This window comes from Streptomyces sp. NPDC087428 (assembly GCF_044744085.1).
Lineage (GTDB): Bacteria > Actinomycetota > Actinomycetes > Streptomycetales > Streptomycetaceae > Streptomyces.
This window is the reverse complement of record NZ_JBIUXR010000027.1, coordinates 1-18,152: the sequence shown is the minus strand read 5'-3', so window position 1 is coordinate 18,152 and position 18,152 is coordinate 1. Positions and strand designations below refer to the sequence as shown.

Sequence of the window (18,152 nt, the reverse complement as noted above, 5' to 3'; positions counted from 1 at the left end):
GCCCGGTTACGACTTCTCGCTGGGCGAGGCGGCAGAAGACGCCTCCTTCGAGTCCTTCGGTTCCCCGGAGTTCTTCGAGTCCTTCGACGGCGAAGCCGACTTCGAGGAGCCGGCCGACGGCGATGCCGAGGCCGTCGGCTTCTGGCAGCCCTCCTGCTTGGCCATCGCGGTGCCGACCTTGCCGGACTGGAGCTCCTTCAGCGCCTGGTCACCGTTGGTGCTGATCTTGTTCAGCTCGTCAGCGATGCCCTTGAGGCCGTCGGCGAACTTCGCCTGGTCCTTCGTGTCGAGGTCATCGACCTTCTTCTGCAGATCCGCGTACGCCACGGAGGAGGCGTTGAGCTCCTTCACGGCCTCCTTCTGCGTGGTCTCACCGTCGTCGACCGGCGGCGGGCCCGCCGAGTCGACCGCCGAGCCCAGCGCCTTGTAGGCCTGGGAGATCTGCTGGAAGGCGGCCGAGTCGGTCTCCTGGACGTCGGCGGGCTTGCTGTTGTCGGCGGTCTGCTGCTGGATGGAGGCGTTGGCGTTCGCGATCTTCTGCAGCTGGGGCTGGACCTGGTCACAGACCTTCTTGGCCCAGTCGTTCACCTTGTTGTCGCTGTCGTCGCTGCAGCCCGACAGCGTAAGTACCAGTACCGCACCGCCGGACAGTGCGGCCGCAAGCTTCTTGTTCACCGGATTGGTCCCTTCCAAGGCTCTCGGCCCCGGAACTTACACGTCGAGCGCCCTGCATCCGGGCGCCCGGCGTCCTATGGGTGACCTTTTGAAGCCATTTGCACCAAGCAAAACAAGGGAGATACAACTCACCCACACGGCCCTCACGCACGGGAACGCCTGAACGAACAAGCACTCGTTCGGGCAGTCCAACGGGCGGACGACGCATCAGAATGCCTCGCCCGCCCGCTCATTCATCGGTTTGTCCGTCCGCCGATTCGTCCGCCGATTCGTCAGTCGATCCGCTGGTCCGTCGGCTGACTTCACCTCGTCCGGCTGGGGCGGCCCGGAGTGTTGTCGGTGCCGACTTCCTCGGACAACCGGCTCACTGCACAGCCGCCGGACCGGCTGTCCTGGCCGAGCTGCCTCCGTCCTCGCCGCCGGAACCGCCCTCGTCCCCCACGGCGATCCCGCGCCGCTTGGAGACGTAGACCGCACCGATGATGACCGCGATGGCGAGCGCGGCCACCACCGCGCGCACCCCGGCGCTCGCGTCCTCGCCGTAGCTGAACTTCACCACCGCGGGCGCGATGAGCAGCGCCACCAGGTTCATCACCTTGAGCAAGGGGTTGATCGCCGGCCCGGCCGTGTCCTTGAACGGGTCGCCGACCGTGTCACCGATGACGGTCGCGGCATGGGCCTCGCTCCCCTTGCCGCCGTGATGCCCGTCCTCGACGAGCTTCTTGGCGTTGTCCCACGCGCCACCGGAGTTGGCGAGGAAGACCGCCATCAGCGTCCCGGTGCCGATCGCACCGGCGAGATACGAACCGAGCGCCCCGACCCCGAAGCTGAAGCCGACCGCGATCGGTGCCAGCACGGCCAGCAGACCGGGCGTGGCCAGCTCGCGCAGCGCGTCCTTGGTGCAGATGTCGACGACGCGCCCGTACTCCGGCTTCTCGGTGTAGTCCATGATCCCGGGGTGCTCGCGGAACTGCCGCCGCACCTCGTAGACCACGGCTCCGGCGGACCGGGACACCGCATTGATGGCCAGTCCGGAGAAGAGGAAGACGACCGCGGAGCCGACGATCAGACCCACCAGGTTGTTGGGCTGCGAGATGTCCAGGCTCAGCCCCATCTCCCCGGCCGAGGCGCCTACGTCGTCGACCGCGGTGGCGATCGCGTCACGGTAGGAACCGAAGAGCGCCGCAGCCGCCAGAACGGCGGTGGCGATGGCGATGCCCTTGGTGATGGCCTTGGTGGTGTTGCCGACGGCATCCAGGTCGGTGAGGACCTGGGCACCGGCGCCGGTGACGTCGCCGGACATCTCGGCGATGCCCTGAGCGTTGTCGGAGACCGGACCGAAGGTGTCCATGGCGACGATGACCCCGACGGTGGTGAGCAGTCCGGTCCCGGCCAGCGCCACCGCGAAGAGCGCCAGCATGATCGACGTACCGCCGAGCAGGAACGCCCCGTAGACCCCGAGCCCGATCAGCAGCGCGGTGTAGACGGCGGACTCCAGACCGATGGAGATGCCGGCGAGTACGACGGTGGCCGCTCCGGTCAGCGAGGACTTTCCGATGTCCCTGACGGGACGCCGGTTGGTCTCGGTGAAGTACCCCGTCAACTGCTGGATCAGGGCCGCGAGCACGATACCGATGGCGACGGCGACCAGGGCGAAGAGCCGTGGATCCCCGCCGTGGGAGGTGATCGACGTATCGGTGACCCCGTCCAGATCCGCGTACGAGGACGGCAGGTAGACGAAGACCGCGACCGCCACCAGGACGAGCGAGATGACCGCCGAGATGAAGAACCCGCGGTTGATGGCGGTCATCCCACTGCGGTCGCTGCGCCGCGGGGCGACCGCGAAGACGCCGATCATCGCGGTGATCACACCGATCGCCGGCACGATCAGGGGAAAGGCCAGCCCCGCGTCACCGAAGGCGGCCTTGCCGAGGATGAGCGCGGCGACCAGCGTCACGGCATACGACTCGAAGAGGTCGGCCGCCATGCCCGCGCAGTCCCCGACGTTGTCACCCACGTTGTCGGCGATCGTGGCTGCATTGCGCGGATCGTCCTCCGGAATGCCCTGCTCCACCTTGCCGACCAGGTCAGCACCGACATCGGCGGCCTTCGTGAAGATGCCGCCGCCGACCCTCATGAACATCGCGATCAGCGCCGCACCGAGCCCGAAGCCCTCCAGGACCTTGGGCGCGTCGGCCGCGTAGCCGAGCACCACGCAGGAAGCGCCGAGGAGGCCGAGGCCCACGGTGATCATGCCGACCACGCCCCCGGTACGAAATGCGATCTTCATTGCTTTGTGCGAAACAGCGGTGAGATCCTTTTCCGGTTCGCCTTCCGCGGGAGTCGCCTCACGCGCGGCGGCAGCCACCCGCACATTGCTCCGAACGGCGAGCCGCATCCCGATGTATCCGGTGGCCGCCGAGAAAAGCGCACCTACCAGGAAGAACACCGAACGGCCCGCTCGCTGCGACCAGTTGTCGGCCGGAAGCAGCAGAAGAAGGAAGAAGACCACGACGGCAAAGATGCCTACCGTGCGCAACTGCCGGGCCAGATAGGCATTCGCGCCTTCCTGGACGGCCCCGGCGATCTCCTTCATGCGGTCGGTGCCCTCACCGGCCGCCAGCACCTGACGTGCCAGCAGCTGGGCGACCAGCAGTGCCGCGACGGCGACGACCGCGACGACGATCACGATGACGCGGTTGTCATGGGTGAGTACCGCTGCCGCGAGAGTGGTGGGTGGGTCGGAAAGTGCGGAAAACTGCGTCAGTTCTACCAGTGGTGTGGTGCCGAACCCCGCCATACGTCCTCCTTGACGCTCAGCGCTCAAGACGTGGACGGATTGTAGGTAGCAGAACACGATCAAAACAGTGCGCGGTAAATGTAATTGACCTTCATCCACCGAACGGCAATTGATCACCTTCACCGAATGGACCGAATGCAGTAATGGGGCAGACGCATTGTCCGTAGATCACTGATCAAGCAGAAATGAAAAAAGGCCCTGCTCAGCAGGGCCTCGAAAAACTGATCAGGGGGACCACTCGCGCCACCGGGCCGGCCGAACCGCCCCGGGACGCGGCCCTCTCAGGACAGTACGGTCGCCGGCGTCTTCGGCCAGCTCATCCGGATGACTCCGCCGTCCGCGCCGGATCTGACTTCCACGTCGTCGACCAGGCCGCTGATGACCGCGAGGCCCATCTCGTCCTCGCCGTCGCCCTCCGGATCGGGTTCCGGCTCGTCCGGCCCCACACCGGGTACGGCGCCGCCACGTCCGGACATGCCGGGTACGGACCCGTCGCTGCCGGGGCCCGGCACCTCGTCGCCGACCTCGATGGAGAAGGACTTCTCCTCCTCGGTCAGGACGACCGTGACGGGAGCGGTGATGCCGTGGCTGCGGTGCAGCCCGACCGCACGGCTGCACGCCTCTCCCACGGCGAGTCTGACCTCGTCGAGCACGGCCTCGTCGACCCCGGCCCGGCGCGCCACGGCAGCCGCCACGAGGCGGGCCGTTCTGACGTGTTCGGGCTGGGCGCTGAAGCGGAGTTCAACGGTGGCCATGCGATCCCCCTCGAACGTACGTGTGTGCATCCCAGGAACCGGGCGAGTGACCCGGAGCCCCTGGCTCTTCTTTCCGGACACCGCCGGCCGGCGCGCCTGCCCGGCACCCGCCGGACACCGGCCCGACGGATGATGTCCGGGCAACATTCAGCCGCTGCCTGACGGCTGACGGCTGACGGCTGATCCGATCGTGTGAGCGACCGGCCGGCAAATGGACCGGCAAATAAATCAGCCGACGACCGCCGACCGGGTGACGGGCCGATGCCGGAGACCGGACGCACCGGTCACCGGATTCACCAGTCACCCGAGCACCCGGCCGCCGACGAACCGCCGCCATCACTCCGGCTGTCTTCGTCCGGAGCTGCCGACGGCACCGACTGCGGTGGCACCCGCTGCCGCCGGACCGGCCCTTGAGCCGATCCGGCCGCGCGGGCCGGCCGTCAGTCGGTTGCCGCGACGGCCTCGTCGACCGTGGTGTGAATCGGGAACACCTTGGTCAGACCGGTGATCCGGAAAATCTTGAGAATGCGCTCCTGGTTGCAGACCAGGCGCAACGAGCCCTCATGGGCCCGCACACGCTTCAAGCCGCCCACGAGCACGCCGAGGCCGGTGGAGTCGAGAAAGTCGACGCCTTCCATGTCGACAACCAAGTGGTAGCTGCCGTCATTCACCAACTCGACCAACTGCTCGCGCAGCTTGGGCGCGGTATACACATCAATCTCGCCACCGACCTCGACGACCGTACGGTCGCCACCAGGGCCGGACACATTGCGAGTCGACAAGGACAGGTCCACGGATCCTCCAGCACCTTGCTATCGAGCGGTCGCCCCTCGGTCTCCCCGGCGGAGCCAGGGGACGGATCGCCAGCCGCGATGGCATTCAATCACTTACCAGCTGCCATGCACGACGCCTTGGGACCATTGTCCGCCTCGCCAGTGACACACTCGGTGCCGATGGCCAAGAATCACCGCCCCAGTCGACCGCCCGAGAGCGGGGGCTCCCGCCCCTCTCCGGACATGGTCCTCGACCGGCTCGCCGCAGGGGCGAACCGGTCCGCGCGCATCACTCATACGGAGCACTTGCCCCCGCGTACGGGAACCCATGCCATCTGGCCCGATCGCATCCGTCCAGAAGTGATCGCCGCCATCCAGAAGTCCGGAATCGATCATCCCTGGGCCCATCAGGCGGCCGCGGCGGAGCACGCGCTGGACGGTGAGTCGGTCGTCATCGCCACCGGCACCGCCTCCGGCAAGTCGCTGGCGTACCTCGCCCCGGTCCTCAGCGCCCTCCTGGACGGCTCCGAGGCTCCCAACGGCCGTGGCGCGACCGCCCTCTACCTCGCCCCCACCAAGGCCCTGGCCGCGGACCAGAGACGCTCGGTGAAGGAACTCGCGGCCCCGCTGGGCAACGGGATCCGTCCCGCGGTCTACGACGGGGACACTCCCGTCGAGGAACGCGAATGGGTACGCCAGTACGCCAACTACGTCCTCACCAATCCCGACATGCTGCACCGCGGGATACTCCCGTCCCACCCCCGCTGGTCCTCCTTCCTGCGCGCCCTGCGCTATGTCGTCATCGACGAGTGCCACACCTACCGGGGTGTCTTCGGCTCCCACGTCGCCCAGGTGGTGCGCCGGCTACGCCGCCTGTGCGCCCGCTACGGCGCCGATCCGGTCTTCCTCCTGGCCTCCGCCACCGCGGCGGAGCCCTCGGCCGCCGCAGGCCGCCTCACCGGCCTCCCGGTCGTCGAGGTCGCCGACGACGCCTCTCCGCGCGGCGAACTGGTCTTCGCTCTGTGGGAGCCGCCCCTGACCGAGCTGCACGGCGAGAAGGGCGCCCCCGTGCGCCGCACCGCCACGGCGGAGACCGCGGACCTGCTCACCGATCTGACCGTGCAGGGCGTGCGCTCGGTCGCCTTCGTACGCTCCCGGCGGGGCGCGGAACTCATCTCCGTCATCGCCAAGGAACGCCTCGCGGCGATCGACCGCTCCCTGCCCGCGCGCGTCGCCGCCTACCGCGGGGGATATCTCCCCGAGGAACGCCGCGCCCTGGAACGCGCCCTGCACTCCGGCCAGCTGCTCGGCCTCGCCGCCACCACCGCCCTCGAACTCGGCATCGACGTCTCCGGCCTGGACGCCGTCGTCATAGCGGGCTACCCCGGTACGAGGGCTTCGCTGTGGCAACAGGCCGGTCGCGCGGGACGAGCGGGCCAGGGAGCCCTCGCCATCCTGGTGGCCCGTGACGACCCGCTGGACACCTTTCTCGTCCACCACCCCGAGGCGCTGTTCCAGCAGCCCGTGGAGTCGACCGTCCTCGATCCGGACAACCCGTACGTCCTGGCCCCCCACCTGTGTGCCGCCGCGGCGGAGCTGCCGCTCACCGAACCCGACCTGGAACTCTTCGGGCCCGCCGCGGCCGGACTGCTGCCGCAGCTGGAAGCCGCGAAGCTGCTCCGCAAACGGCCCTCGGGATGGCACTGGACCCGGCGTGAACGGGCCGCCGACCTCACCGACATCCGGGGCGAGGGCGGCCGCCCCGTCCAGATCGTCGAGGAGGGCACCGGGAGGCTGCTGGGCACCGTCGACGAGTCCGCCGCCCACACCGCCGTCCACGAGGGCGCCGTCCACCTCCACCAGGGCCGCACCTACCTGGTCCGGAAACTGGACCTGGAGGACTCGGCGGCGCTGGTCGAGAAGGCGAATCCGCCGTACTCGACGACCGCCCGCGACACCACCGCCATCTCGGTCCTGGAGACCGACACCGAGATCCCGTGGGGCGACGGGCGCCTCTGCTACGGCTCCGTGGAAGTCACCAACCAGGTCGTCTCCTTCCTCCGTCGCAAGCTGATCAGCGGCGAGGTGCTCGGCGAGACCAAGCTGGACCTTCCGCCCCGCACCCTGCGCACCCGTGCCGTGTGGTGGACGGTCACCCAGGACCAGCTCGACACCGCCCGGATCAATCCGGAGATCCTGGGCGGCGCGCTGCACGCCGCCGAACACGCGTCGATCGGGATGCTGCCGCTCTTCGCCACCTGTGACCGCTGGGACATCGGCGGCGTGTCCGTACCGCTGCATCCGGACACCCTGTTGCCAACCGTTTTCGTGTACGACGGCCATCCCGGAGGGGCAGGGTTCGCCGAACGGGCCTTCCACACCGCGCGCGGCTGGCTGACCGCCACGCGTCAGGCCATCGCCTCCTGCGAGTGCGATGCGGGCTGCCCGTCCTGCATCCAGTCCCCGAAGTGCGGCAACGGCAACGAACCGCTGCACAAACGCGGCGCCGTGCGCCTGCTCACCGAGCTCCTCCGATCCGCGCCTCCCGACCGGACGGAGCCGACGGCAACGAGCGCCCCAGATCGCTCGGCGGCACCGGCCCCATCAGCATCGCCAACCCCGCCTTCCCCGGACTCCCCGCCATCCCCGGACTCCCCGGCGGCCCAGTAGCCGCAGGAGCCGTCGTCGCCGGCCCCGCCCGGGACCTGACCTCCGGCGCGTACGGTCCGAGCCGCACCCGGGCCGCCACATCGGCGATCTCCCCCTGCACGGCGCACCGCACCACTTCCGCCCCCTGCGCCCCGGCAACCTGCCGTGCGGCCTCGCAGGCCGCGGCTGCTCCCTCCAAGGCCCGGTCGGCCGCTGCCAGGGCTGCCAGGTCGGCCGCGCCTCCGGCCCGGTGCCGAGCCACCACCACCTGCCCGAGCGCCAGCACCACCGCGAACACCGTGCACAGCGTCACCGTGGCCACCGCAGCCCACACGGTGGCCAACCCCCGGTCCCGCGGCCCGCAGCGCCCGTAGCGCCCGCAGAGCCCGCAGAGCCCGCAGAGCCGCTGTAGCCACGCGCACGGCGTTCGCCGGCCCGGCCGCATCACGGCGTCGCCCCCACCGTGTCCTCCGCCGACGCCACGGCCTCCGCTCTCAGCGTGACGGCCAGCGGCCCGGGGCCCGGAGTCGGTGCGGTCACCCTGACCCGCCACAGCGCCCCGGTCCGCCGCACCTCGACCCCTGCCCGGCCCGGTGCCGCCGAGAGAGCGGCCTCCCTCACCTGCGCCTCCGGCTCGGAGCGGGCCGCTGCCCGTGCACCGGCCCGTGCCGCGTCCACGCACCGGATCTGGGCCGACGCGGCCATCAGGGCCCACAGCAGGGCGAGGGTGAACACCACCAGCACCGGAATCGTCATGGCGGCCTCCGCCGTCACCGCGCCCCGGTCGCTCCCCCGCCCCGTCGGCCCGGCTTGCTGCCCAGCCCCTTCCCCGGATCGCTCGCCGGGATCCGGCGCCACCGCCACGCCGCACTCAGAACTTCGCATCGAGCGCGTCCTTGAGCAGTGATTGCAACTGCGCCATGACCGGTGCGCTGGTGACCACCTTGTAGAGCACCGCAGCGAACGCACAGGCGGCGATCGTCCCCACCGCGTATTCGGACGTCGTCATGCCCCTGTCCGCCCGAGCCCCGCCTACCAGACTCCGGACCCAATCCGTCATTTTCCGCATCATTTCAACCCCCGTGAGACAGTTTTCAATCGAAATTGACCTATTAATCTCATTGGCCTTTTTGGTGCGTCAGGGATTCAGCAATCCCGTCGCCAGACCGATCACCACGGGCGCCACCCCCACCGCGAGAAACGCGGGAAGGAAGCAGAGCCCGACAGGCGCGGTGATCAGTACGCCGGCCCTCTGCGCACGCGTCACCGCCGCGCTCGACCGCTCGGCGCGCATCGCTTCGGCCAGCCTGGAAACCGGCTCCGCCGCCGGAGCGCCGGTCGCGGCGGCCCGGTCCAGACAGCGGGCCAGCGCGGCAGCACCCGGTATCTCCCCGAACCTCCCCCAGGCGACGGCAGGATCCTCACCGAGCCGGATCTCCGCCGCCGTGCGCGCCAGCTGCTCACCGACCGGCCCGCCCAGCGACTCCCCCACCGCCTCCGCCGCCTCCCGCGGACCGGCCCCGACGGAGACACAGGCCGCCAACAGGTCGGCAGCCAGCGGGAGCTGACGTATGACCTCCGCAGCCCTTGCCGTCTCCTGGGCCGCGACATGCGGCGCCTTTCCCGGCCGAGCCCGCTGCCACCGCCAGGCGCCGTACCCCGCCGCAAGGCCAACCGCCCACCCCAGCAGGCCTCCCACCAGAATCCAGCCCGCCGGCACAACACCCAGCGCCACCGCCCACAGCCTGACCGGGGCACCGGCCACCAGTCGGCCGAGCCGCCGCCGAACCCGGCCGACCGGGCCGGCACGGCCACCGTGACGTACCGGGCCCAGCTCCTCGACCGCCAGAACCGCCGCTCCCCTGCGCCGCACCCGCCGCCCGGTCCGCCGCCGGGCCAAGGCGAGCGCCAACCAGGTGCACACGACCGCCGCCACACCGACGACCCCCGCCCCGTGGACTACCTCACCGAACGCGGCGCTCATACCGCCTCACCCGCCCGGACGATCCGGCCGGCCCAGAGCAGACCGGCCGCCTCCAGCAGAGCGCCCACCACCAGGCAGGCGAGTCCGGCTGAACTGTGCAGCAGCACCCTCAGCGGCTCCGCCCCGAGCGCCGCGCCAAGCCCCATGCCCAGGACGGGCAGCAGAGCCAGCACCACGACCGTCGACCACGCTCCGGCCAGTTGCGCCCGCAGTTCCTCCCGTCGACGCCGCTCGGCCCGCAGCGCGCCCTCCAGCCGGTCCAGCCCGGCCGCGAGTCCCGCTCCGCCGTCCACCGCCACCCGCCAGCAGGCGGCCACCCCGGCGAGCCCGTCCAGACCCGGTTCGCGCGCCGCCTGTCCCAGCGCCCCCGGGACATCGCCCCCGAACTGTGCTGCGGCCGACACCCCCGCCTCCGCCGCGCCCATCACCCCCGTTCCGCGGACCGCGACGAGCAGCGCCTGCCCCGGTTCGCGGCCGGCCCTCAGCTCACCGACCACCGCACCGCACAGGTCCACCACTCCGTCGGCCCGGCGCTCCCGGACCTTGCGCAACTCCCTTCTCCGCAACCACCCCCGCACCAGCGGCACCGCGGCCGCCCCCGCGACCATCGGCAGCACGGACTCACCAAGGACCCCCAGAACCAGAGCCACCGGCAGGCACAGCCACTCCGCCCGCCCCCTCAGCCACCCCTGGAGCTGCCTCCGACCGCTCTCCCATCGCTTCCCCAGGGGCGACCGCTCAGCCCCGTCGCCGAACAACAGCCCTGCTCTTCGGCCTCCTTGCCCCCGCGCGGACACCGCCAGCCAGGCAGCCGCTCCCGCACACAGCGTCGCCGCATGCACCGCCTCAGGCGTACCCACCCCTGCCGCACCACCGGTCACAGCTCACCCCCGATCAGCGACCGCAGCCGCTCCCAGCCCCGCTCCCGCTCGAAGCCGGCCGCACCCCAGCGCAGCGCCGGTACGGTCACCACCAGCCCCGCCGCATCCCGCTCCAGAACATGAACTTCGGCGATCCGCCGCCGCCCGGACCGGTCCCGCACGAGATGGACCACCACGGACAGCGCCGCCGCCAGCTGGCTGTGAAGGGCCGTCCGGTCCAGCCCCGCCGCCGTCCCCAACGCCTCCAGCCGAGCCGGGACATGCTCGGCCGCGTTTGCGTGAACCGTTCCTGACCCGCCCTCATGACCGGTATTCAGCGCAGCCAGCAGCTCGGTGACTTCCGCACCCCGCACCTCTCCGACCACCAGCCTGTCGGGCCGCATGCGCAGCGCCTGTCGCACCAGGTCCCGGAGCGTCACCCGCCCGGCACCCTCCTGATTGGCAGGACGCGACTCCAGCCGTACGACGTGCGGATGGTCCGGACGCAGCTCGGCGGAATCCTCGGCGAGCACAATCCGCTCCCGCTCCCCCACCGCACCCAGCAGGCTCGCGAGGAGCGTTGTCTTCCCGAACCTGTGACAAAGACACCCCTGTTGACGGACACTCGGAAGATGAAGACCAGCCGCACGCCCGCAGGGCAGCGAACACGCGCAGTTATCTACGTGCGTATCAGCCAGGACCGCACCGGCGCCCACCTCGGCGTCGACCGGCAGCGCGAGGACTGCGAAGCCCTCGCCCAGTCCCACGGCTGGGAAGTCGTCGAGGTGTACATCGACAACGACCTCTCCGCGTACTCGGGCAAGCTGCGCAAGGACTACCGCCGGATGCTCGCCGACCTCGAACTCGGCACTGCCACCTTCGTGATCGCCTGGCACACCGACCGGTTGCACCGCTCCCCCACCGAGTTGGAGGAGTACATCGACCTCAGCCAGCGGCGCGGCGTCGACACCCACACCTGCCAGGCCGGCGAGCTCGACCTCTCCACGTCGTCCGGTCGGATGACTGCCCGCATCCACGGCGCCGTCGCCCGGCACGAGTCCGAGCACAAGGCCGAGCGTGTCGCTCGTGCCCGCTTGCAGAAGGCGAAGGCCGGGAAGTGGGGCGGTGGCCTGCGCCCGTTCGGCTGGGGGGTCCCCACGGGCGAGACCAGGAAGAAGGCCGTGAAGGGCACCGACGAGGAGATCGACGTGCCCGTCCTCGACATGAACAAGCTGGTCCCAGAGGAAGCCGCGGCCCTGGACGTGGGCACGGATCAGATCCTGTCCGGCGGCTCGATCAAGGGCTGGGTGCGCTGGCTGGCCGACAAGGGCCTGGTGTCGACGCAGGGCAAGCCGATCGAGCACGGCACCGCGCGCGACCTGCTGATGCGGCCGAGGAACGCCGGAATCGCCGTGTACCGGGGCGAGGAGATCGGGGCCGGGGCCTGGGAACCTGCGATCGATGAGGGGCGCTTCAGGGCCGTCGTCGCGATCCTGACGGATCCGTCGCGGGTGACGACGCCCGGTCCAGCGGCAAAGTGGTTCGGCTCGATGATCTACCAGTGCGGGATCGGCGAGTGCACAAAGACGGTGATCTGCACCCTGGCCGGCGGCGGGAACTACCCGAGCTACCGGTGCCAGAACCAGTGTGGCGGCGGCCGGAAGGCCGATGTTCTGGACCGGTACATCCAGGACCTGCTGATCGAGCGCCTGTCACGCGACGACGCGGCCGACCTGCTGCAGCCCGCTGCGGACGGGGTCAACGTCGCCGCCCTGCAGCTGGAGAGCGAGCAGATCCGCCGCAGGCTCACCGACCTCGCCGCGATGTTCGGCGCGGGCACGGTCGACATGGCCCAGTTCACCGAGGGGTCGGACGTGGCGCGCGCCCAGCTCGAAGGTGTGACGCAGCAGCTGGCCCGAGCCGCGGTCAAGGACCCGCTCGTCGGCCTGGTCGGCATGCCCGATGTACGCAAGGCGTGGGAGGGACTCGACCTCGACCGGAAACGCACCGTCCTGCGAACACTGCTCAAGGTCACGCTGCGAAAGCCGCGGCCCGGCCGCATGCCCGACGGCGGGTACTTCGACTACGACGCCATCGGAGCGGAGTGGAAGCGCTAGGTGCGCGGACGTCACCGCCGGTCGGTGCCACTGGTGCGGCGAGGAGGAAATTTCAATTACCTTTCGGCGCTTTCCTGACTCGATGCGCCCGAAGGTTCTTGGCTCGATCGACAGCCGACTCAGGCTCCTTTAGAAGGTACTCCAGATCCGCACCTACGGCTGGAACTTTCCATCCATTCGCTCGAATCTCCTTGATGATGTCTCTGGCGTCAACTTCGTTCGCCTCAAGCTCTTCTTGAAGATCTTTCAATCGATATTTCGACGCCCCCGCTCGGTGCTTTAGATCAAGCAGTCTCTGCATATTATTGTATGCAGCACTCAATCGCGCAAAGTCCTCCGGCCCAGCAGGGGCACCATCTCGCCTTGCCGCCTCCATTTGATGGCTGGCCTTATGGTATTCATGCACGGAAGTCTCATACTCCGCCTCGATGCGCCGTAGCCCCTCCCCCTCCTCCGCAGCCTGCTGGCCTGCAATCTCAAGCTGCGCGTGAGTCTCCAGGATTGCTTGGCAGGATAGAACCAGGTAGCGACCAAGAGCCAGCGGCGTGGCGGAGTAGTTATCCTCGTGATCCACTGGGGCGTTTTCCCCTGACGCCCACATTGCAGCCATATATGGATCTGCGGACTCGTTGGGCAAATACTCGGTTGAAGTTTCATACCCAACCGGGAACAAAAGCACGACCGGGGGAACTTCCAGCACTGCAGCGAACATAAGCAGTTCGGCGACCCCAATCGACGTGCGGCGTCCATTTTCGAAGTTCGCAATAACCGATCTCTGAATAGGCATCCCCTGTTTGGCGCAGGCATCCGCCAACTGTTGCGCACTCAGGCCGCGCATTTCTCGATAACGACGCACCTCGCCGGCCACGACGGCCGCCACGCGATGCGCCCACTCCTGTTGTGTCATGAGAGCACAGTACGGCAGTAGTTGACACTCAGCAAGACAGCGGCGCATGCTGTGCGGCAACAGCGCAACTACTTGCCGAAGTGAGCCCTGATGACACAATCTGCCACTGAGCGGAACGCGATGACACGAGACGAACTTCTGTCCCTGCCCGCGAGCGTCGACATCGTGACGGCTGGCCGGGCGTTCGGCGTAGGGCGAACCACCGCGTACTCACTCGCACGCAGCGGCGAGTTCCCCTGCCAGGTCATCCGCGCCGGACGGGCGTACCGGGCAATCACCGCAGATCTGCTTCGGGTCCTGCAGGTCACCCCTGAAAACAGCGAAGCCGTTGCGGGTGCAACCGCAACGGCTTCGGACGAGCACCACACCCACACCGCGTGAACAGCAAGAGAGCGAGGCACTCAATGACGAGTGTAGACACCACCACCGACCGAGGCGTCACCGTCGAGGAACTCTTCACCACGCCCCTCGACCAGCTGCTCGCCCAGCTCAACGCCGAGATAGACGACGCGGACATCACCGCCCCCACCTTCTACGGTGCCGTCGTCGCCCGCCCCGGCCACCCGATCCTTCTCCTGATGGCCCCCGGCCGGCCCGCCTTCGAGCGCGACACCATCGCCCGCAAGCTCCTCGCCGACGCCATCGGCCTCAACCTCTCCCCGCTGCCCGCACCGTTCGAAACGCTCGTCCTGTCGGACTTCACCGACAAGGCCAACCGGGCGGCGGCCCGCCCGTGACCGGCCAGGACATCCCGGGGCGCCCGGCCGGGGCCGACCACGGCGACACCGCGTACTGGGCCCGCGTCCGGCGCATCGCCGCCCAGGCCCCGCCCCTCAACGACCTGCAGCGCGCACGACTCCGCGCCGCCTTCCACCAGCCGGCCGACCAGAAGGAGCGGGCAGCATGACCGATCGCGACCCCGGCGAGTGGCCGGTCGACAACCCCGTGGAACTGGAAGCGGCCGACGAGCAGGGCACCCGACACCTGGCGCTCACCGCCGAACAGGCCCGTTTCCACGTCACGTTGGGCGCCATCCGCGCCGACCTCGAAGCCCAGCCCAGCGAGATGTGCCTCCGTACCGCCGCACGCCGCTGGCAGCAGGCCATCACCCAGCTCGCCGACGAACTCGGCCAGCAGCTGAAGAACGCCGGGTGAGCCAGCCGGCCGGGGCGACCTGCACGCCCCGGCCCGCACGGACACCTCACCCCAGCTCGCAGAAGAGAGCCCAGTTCGTGAACGACGGCACGAAGATCCCGAAGAACCACCGCGACGCCGCCCTGGCCTACGCCGCCCTCGGCATCAAGGTCTTCAGGGTCCGCCGCAGCAAAGCGCCCTACGCCAACTGCGCCCGCTGCGACATGAAGAGCAGCATCTACATCAAGCACCGCCCAGAAGAATGCCAGTGCGGCGTGGCTACCTGCCACGGCTTCCACGCCGCCACCACCGACACCAACCTCATCCACAGGTGGTGGACGGAGGAGCCGGACGCGAACATCGGCGCGCCCTGCAAGCTCAACGGCTGGGCAGTCCTCGACGTCGACCCGCGCAACGACGGCCACACATCCCTGTGCGCCCTGGAGCAGCGCGTCGGCGTCCTGCCCGGCACCACCATGCAGATCACCGGCGGCGACGGCCTCCACATGCTGTACCTATCACCCGGGTTCGACCTGCCCGGCGAGCCGTTCCCCGGCATCGACTTCAAGCACAACGGGTACATCCTGCTGGCCCCGTCCGTGCACTCCTCGGGGTGCCGCTACCAGTGGCCCGGCACCGGCAACGTCTTCCACAAGCCGACCACCGGCTGGCCGAGCACGCTCCTGCCCCGCAAGGAGAAGCCGCGCACCCCCGGGCAGGCCCGCCGCCAGACGTCTCTGTCCGGGATCCGCCGGCCCGGGAAACACTGGACGGTCGAGACCCTGGTGCAGCACGTCATGGACGCGGGCGAGGGCAACCGCAACGCGAGCCTGTACTTCGCTGCATGCAGGGCGAACGAGAGCGCGGACCAGGGCGCCCTCGACCTGTACGAAGCCGAGAACGCACTCGTCTCTGCAGGGCAGGCGGTGGGACTTACCGACGGCGAGATCCTCGCGACCATTCAGAGCGCCGCCCGTCGCCCATCCGATAAGACCTGGGTGGCGGCATGACGACCACCGCGTTCGACGAAGCGGCCGCACGGTTCTTCGGTGATGAGGAACCGCCCGACGGCGAGGTGCTGACGGAGCAGGCGGCCGCGTCGCCGCGTCGCCTGGTCCTCACCCCTGCCTCGTCGATCCGTATCCGGCCCGTCCGGTGGCTGTGGGACACCACCCCGCAGGACGCGCCGCCTACCTCGCACGGCCGGATCCCGCTCAACTCGCTCGCCATCGCGGCGGGCGGGCCGGGGCTGGGCAAGTCTCAGTACGCCTGCTGGATCACCGCCCGGATCACAACCGGCACGCTCCCCGGTGAGCTGTACGGCAAGCCGCGGGGCGTCATCTACGCGGCGACCGAGGACTCCTGGTCCATGACGATCGCGCCGCGTCTCGTCGCTGCCGGGGCCGACATGGACCGGGTGTTCCGGGTGGACGTCAAGGACGACGAGGAGATGCACGCCCGCCTCACCCTGCCGAAGGACATCTCGCTCATGGGGAAGGCCGCCGAGGAGTACAGCGTCGCGCTGCTCGTCGCCGATCCGCTGCTTTCCATGATCGACGCCACCATCAACGACTACCGGGCAGCGGAAGTCCGGTCCGCGCTGGAGCCGCTGGTCGCCGCCGCGGACCGGCACGACTTCACCATCCTCGGCCTGGCCCACTTCACGAAAGCGGGTGGCGCCGATCCGCTCAGCCGCCTCGCTGGATCCGGCGCCTTCGGGCAGCTCATCCGATCGCTGATCGCGTTCGCCAAGGAAGAAGGAGAAGACGGAGTGGACGAGTTCGTCATGAGCCTGGAGAAGAACAACCTCGGCCGGCTCGGCCTGCCATCGCACGCGTACACGATTCAGGCGGCCACCGTCGACACCGACGAAGGCCCGTCCTACGTCTCCCGGTTCGTCCTCGGACCGGAGTCGACCACGTCGGTCCGCGAAGTCATGCGGGCAGAGAACAACGGCGAGAGCAGCGGGTCGACGAACGAGGTGGCCGAGTGGCTGGCCGGATTCCTTGCCGATCTCGGCGGCTCAGCAGAGGCGCGGGAGATCAAGAAGGTCGCCCGGCTGCAGGCGTTCAGCGACTCGTCGGTGGACCGGGCGAAGAAGAAGCTCGGGATCCGCTCCCGTCAGGAGGGGTTCGGGAAGGAGCGAACGTCCCATTGGTTCCTGCCCACCGCATGGGTCGAAGAGGGCACGAACACCAGCCCCCCACACACGCGCTGACGTACATGGTGCGATTGGTGAGATTGGCTCTGACCTGCGGTTTCTCTCACGCACTCACCTGACGAACATGGTGAACATGGTGACGAACATGGGGCTCCCATTCTCACCATGTTCGTCACTCCGACTTCCATGTTCGTCACCATTCTCGTCACTACAAAACAGCAGGTCAGATCCATTCTCACCAATCTCATCAATCAACTTTGTGTATGCGAGGAGAGCAGTGGACGTCAACGACATCGTCGCGGAGCAGGTCGCTGCTGCCCGCGTCCGTATCCAGGCGGCGAAGCGGCGGCGCGAGGAACTCTCCGCCGCCCGCCGCCGCGGCCTCGCCGCACGCCACGCCAACAAGCTCCGCAACCTGCGCGAGGCAGAAGCCCGCGCAGCTGTGAGCCAGCAGCCCACGAATGCCCCCGAGAAGGAGACCCCCTGATGTCCGGAGAGACCACCATCACGATCGTCGGCAACCTGGTCGACGACCCCGAGCTCCGCTTCACCCCGGCTGGCGCCGCCGTCGCGAAGTTCCGCGTCGCCTCGACCCCGCGCGTCTTCGACAAGCAGACCAACGAGTGGAAGGACGGCGAAGGCCTGTTCCTCACCTGCTCCGTGTGGCGGCAGCAGGCCGAGAACGCCGCCGAGACCCTCACCCGCGGCATGCGCGTCATCGTCCAGGGCCGCCTCAAGCAGCGGTCCTACGAGGACCGCGAGCAGGTGAAGCGCACCGTGTACGAGATCGACGTCGAGGAGGTCGGCCCGTCCCTGCTCCGCGCGTCGGCGAAGGTCACGAAGAACGCGCCCGGCGGCGGCCAGCAGCAGAGCGGCGCCCAGGCCGCCGATCCGTGGGCCGGGGCCAAGCCTGCCCAGCAGCAGCCCCCGCAGCAGGGTGGCGGCTGGGGCGGCGGTCAGCCCGCACCCGCCGCCGCGCCCGCACCCGGCTACTCCGACGAGCCCCCGTTCTGATCAAGGAGCCAGACCATGACGTCTCACGAAGTGCTGATCCTGGCGGCCGGCCTGTATCTCGGGTTCGTCATCACGGCCGCCGTCCACATGTTGTGGGCGGCGGACCAGGCGGCCCGAGCCGCACGGGCAGGGCAGGCGGCGGCAACTGCGGCCCTGAAACACGCGGTCGGCGACCGCTACCTGGCCGACTTCCAGCTGGACCGGCTGATCCACGGACGGAAGGAGCAAGCGTGAACAAGGACGACGAGGTGTACGCCCTAGACGGTGTTCCGGCCGGCCAGATCATCAGGGGCCCGGCAGTCGTGACCGAGACGGTCACGACC

The 18,152-nt window shown here is 69.2% G+C and carries 20 protein-coding genes and 2 pseudogenes; 11 read left to right on the top strand and 11 right to left on the bottom strand.

All coding sequences use genetic code 11. From position 1 onward, the window contains the following. Window positions 1-6: 6 nt before the first annotated feature. The 4 genes from ACIO3R_RS37630 to ACIO3R_RS37615 form a co-directional block, all read right to left on the bottom strand. Window positions 7-675 (bottom strand): small secreted protein, encoded by a 669-nt coding sequence (locus ACIO3R_RS37630; RefSeq protein ID WP_385349973.1) that lies wholly within the window; start codon window positions 673-675, stop codon window positions 7-9. A 364-nt stretch (window positions 676-1,039) separates the two neighbouring features. Continuing rightward, on the bottom strand, window positions 1,040-3,475 hold the full coding sequence (locus tag ACIO3R_RS37625; protein WP_385040602.1) for a sodium-translocating pyrophosphatase: 2,436 nt from the start codon (window positions 3,473-3,475) through the stop codon (window positions 1,040-1,042). Window positions 3,476-3,756: 281 nt separating this feature from the next. Further along, entirely contained in the window at window positions 3,757-4,230 is a 474-nt protein-coding gene (locus tag ACIO3R_RS37620) for an ATP-binding protein (protein ID WP_385040605.1), read from the bottom strand. 440 nt (window positions 4,231-4,670) lie between these two features. Next, window positions 4,671-5,024, bottom strand: coding sequence for an STAS domain-containing protein (locus ACIO3R_RS37615; protein WP_003967428.1), 354 nt, complete (start codon window positions 5,022-5,024; stop codon window positions 4,671-4,673). Window positions 5,025-5,102: 78 nt separating this feature from the next. Here ACIO3R_RS37615 and ACIO3R_RS37610 point away from each other — a divergent pair, with 78 nt between their 5' ends. Continuing rightward, entirely contained in the window at window positions 5,103-7,673 is a 2,571-nt protein-coding gene (locus ACIO3R_RS37610; protein ID WP_402111534.1) for a DEAD/DEAH box helicase, read from the top strand. A gap of 79 nt (window positions 7,674-7,752) precedes the next feature. Here the strand turns inward: ACIO3R_RS37610 and ACIO3R_RS37605 are convergent. The 6 genes and pseudogenes from ACIO3R_RS37605 to ACIO3R_RS37580 form a co-directional block, all read right to left on the bottom strand. Beyond that, window positions 7,753-8,097, bottom strand: a pseudogene (locus tag ACIO3R_RS37605) (Rv3654c family TadE-like protein); the annotation flags it as partial. Next, the gene (locus ACIO3R_RS37600; protein WP_385349964.1) at window positions 8,097-8,426 is read right to left on the bottom strand and encodes a TadE family type IV pilus minor pilin; all 330 of its coding nucleotides are present in this window, start codon (window positions 8,424-8,426) and stop codon (window positions 8,097-8,099) included. The pseudogene ACIO3R_RS37605 and the gene ACIO3R_RS37600, both read right to left, overlap by 1 nt. A gap of 97 nt (window positions 8,427-8,523) precedes the next feature. Then, window positions 8,524-8,724 carry a DUF4244 domain-containing protein gene (locus tag ACIO3R_RS37595; protein WP_385034639.1) on the bottom strand — a complete coding sequence of 67 codons (201 nt, stop codon included), beginning with the start codon at window positions 8,722-8,724 and terminating at the stop codon, window positions 8,524-8,526. A 66-nt stretch (window positions 8,725-8,790) separates the two neighbouring features. Continuing rightward, window positions 8,791-9,636, bottom strand: coding sequence for a type II secretion system F family protein (locus tag ACIO3R_RS37590; protein ID WP_402111532.1), 846 nt, complete (start codon window positions 9,634-9,636; stop codon window positions 8,791-8,793). Further along, the gene (locus tag ACIO3R_RS37585) at window positions 9,633-10,517 is read right to left on the bottom strand and encodes a type II secretion system F family protein (RefSeq protein ID WP_402111531.1); all 885 of its coding nucleotides are present in this window, start codon (window positions 10,515-10,517) and stop codon (window positions 9,633-9,635) included. The genes ACIO3R_RS37590 and ACIO3R_RS37585 overlap by 4 nt, the downstream gene beginning before the upstream one ends. Then, window positions 10,514-11,086 (bottom strand): annotated as a pseudogene (locus ACIO3R_RS37580) (ATPase, T2SS/T4P/T4SS family); the annotation flags it as partial. The pseudogene ACIO3R_RS37580 and the gene ACIO3R_RS37585, both read right to left, overlap by 4 nt. Window positions 11,087-11,179: 93 nt before the next feature. Between ACIO3R_RS37580 and ACIO3R_RS37575 the strand changes: the two are divergent. Next, window positions 11,180-12,613 carry a recombinase family protein gene (locus ACIO3R_RS37575; protein WP_402111530.1) on the top strand — a complete coding sequence of 478 codons (1,434 nt, stop codon included), beginning with the start codon at window positions 11,180-11,182 and terminating at the stop codon, window positions 12,611-12,613. A 52-nt stretch (window positions 12,614-12,665) separates the two neighbouring features. On the opposite strand, the gene ACIO3R_RS37570 is transcribed toward ACIO3R_RS37575, so the two are convergent. After that, window positions 12,666-13,520: a helix-turn-helix domain-containing protein gene (locus ACIO3R_RS37570; protein WP_402111528.1), complete on the bottom strand. Its 855-nt coding sequence runs from the start codon at window positions 13,518-13,520 to the stop codon at window positions 12,666-12,668. 120 nt (window positions 13,521-13,640) lie between these two features. On the opposite strand from ACIO3R_RS37570, the gene ACIO3R_RS37565 reads away from it, so the two are divergent. The 9 genes from ACIO3R_RS37565 to ACIO3R_RS37525 all read left to right on the top strand — a co-directional run bounded on the left by ACIO3R_RS37565 (window position 13,641) and on the right by ACIO3R_RS37525 (window position 18,063). Then, on the top strand, window positions 13,641-13,901 hold the full coding sequence (locus ACIO3R_RS37565) for a DNA-binding protein (protein WP_402111526.1): 261 nt from the start codon (window positions 13,641-13,643) through the stop codon (window positions 13,899-13,901). A 23-nt stretch (window positions 13,902-13,924) separates the two neighbouring features. After that, window positions 13,925-14,257 (top strand): hypothetical protein, encoded by a 333-nt coding sequence (locus ACIO3R_RS37560; RefSeq protein ID WP_402111525.1) that lies wholly within the window; start codon window positions 13,925-13,927, stop codon window positions 14,255-14,257. Beyond that, window positions 14,254-14,427, top strand: a complete 174-nt coding sequence (locus ACIO3R_RS37555) for a hypothetical protein (RefSeq protein ID WP_402111523.1) — start codon at window positions 14,254-14,256, stop codon at window positions 14,425-14,427. The genes ACIO3R_RS37560 and ACIO3R_RS37555 overlap by 4 nt, the downstream gene beginning before the upstream one ends. After that, window positions 14,424-14,675, top strand: a complete 252-nt coding sequence (locus ACIO3R_RS37550; protein WP_402111522.1) for a hypothetical protein — start codon at window positions 14,424-14,426, stop codon at window positions 14,673-14,675. The genes ACIO3R_RS37555 and ACIO3R_RS37550 overlap by 4 nt, the downstream gene beginning before the upstream one ends. Before the next feature lie 77 nt (window positions 14,676-14,752). Beyond that, a complete protein-coding gene (locus tag ACIO3R_RS37545; RefSeq protein WP_402111520.1) occupies window positions 14,753-15,664 on the top strand; it encodes a bifunctional DNA primase/polymerase in 912 nt (303 codons plus the stop codon). Beyond that, window positions 15,661-16,872 (top strand): AAA family ATPase, encoded by a 1,212-nt coding sequence (locus ACIO3R_RS37540; protein ID WP_207318412.1) that lies wholly within the window; start codon window positions 15,661-15,663, stop codon window positions 16,870-16,872. The genes ACIO3R_RS37545 and ACIO3R_RS37540 overlap by 4 nt, the downstream gene beginning before the upstream one ends. Before the next feature lie 220 nt (window positions 16,873-17,092). Beyond that, entirely contained in the window at window positions 17,093-17,302 is a 210-nt protein-coding gene (locus ACIO3R_RS37535) for a hypothetical protein (RefSeq protein ID WP_402111517.1), read from the top strand. Continuing rightward, window positions 17,302-17,829 carry a single-stranded DNA-binding protein gene (locus ACIO3R_RS37530; protein WP_402111515.1) on the top strand — a complete coding sequence of 176 codons (528 nt, stop codon included), beginning with the start codon at window positions 17,302-17,304 and terminating at the stop codon, window positions 17,827-17,829. Before ACIO3R_RS37535 ends, ACIO3R_RS37530 begins: the two co-directional genes overlap by 1 nt. A 15-nt stretch (window positions 17,830-17,844) precedes the next feature. After that, on the top strand, window positions 17,845-18,063 hold the full coding sequence (locus tag ACIO3R_RS37525) for a hypothetical protein (RefSeq protein ID WP_402111513.1): 219 nt from the start codon (window positions 17,845-17,847) through the stop codon (window positions 18,061-18,063). The last annotated feature ends 89 nt before the right edge of the window (window positions 18,064-18,152 follow it).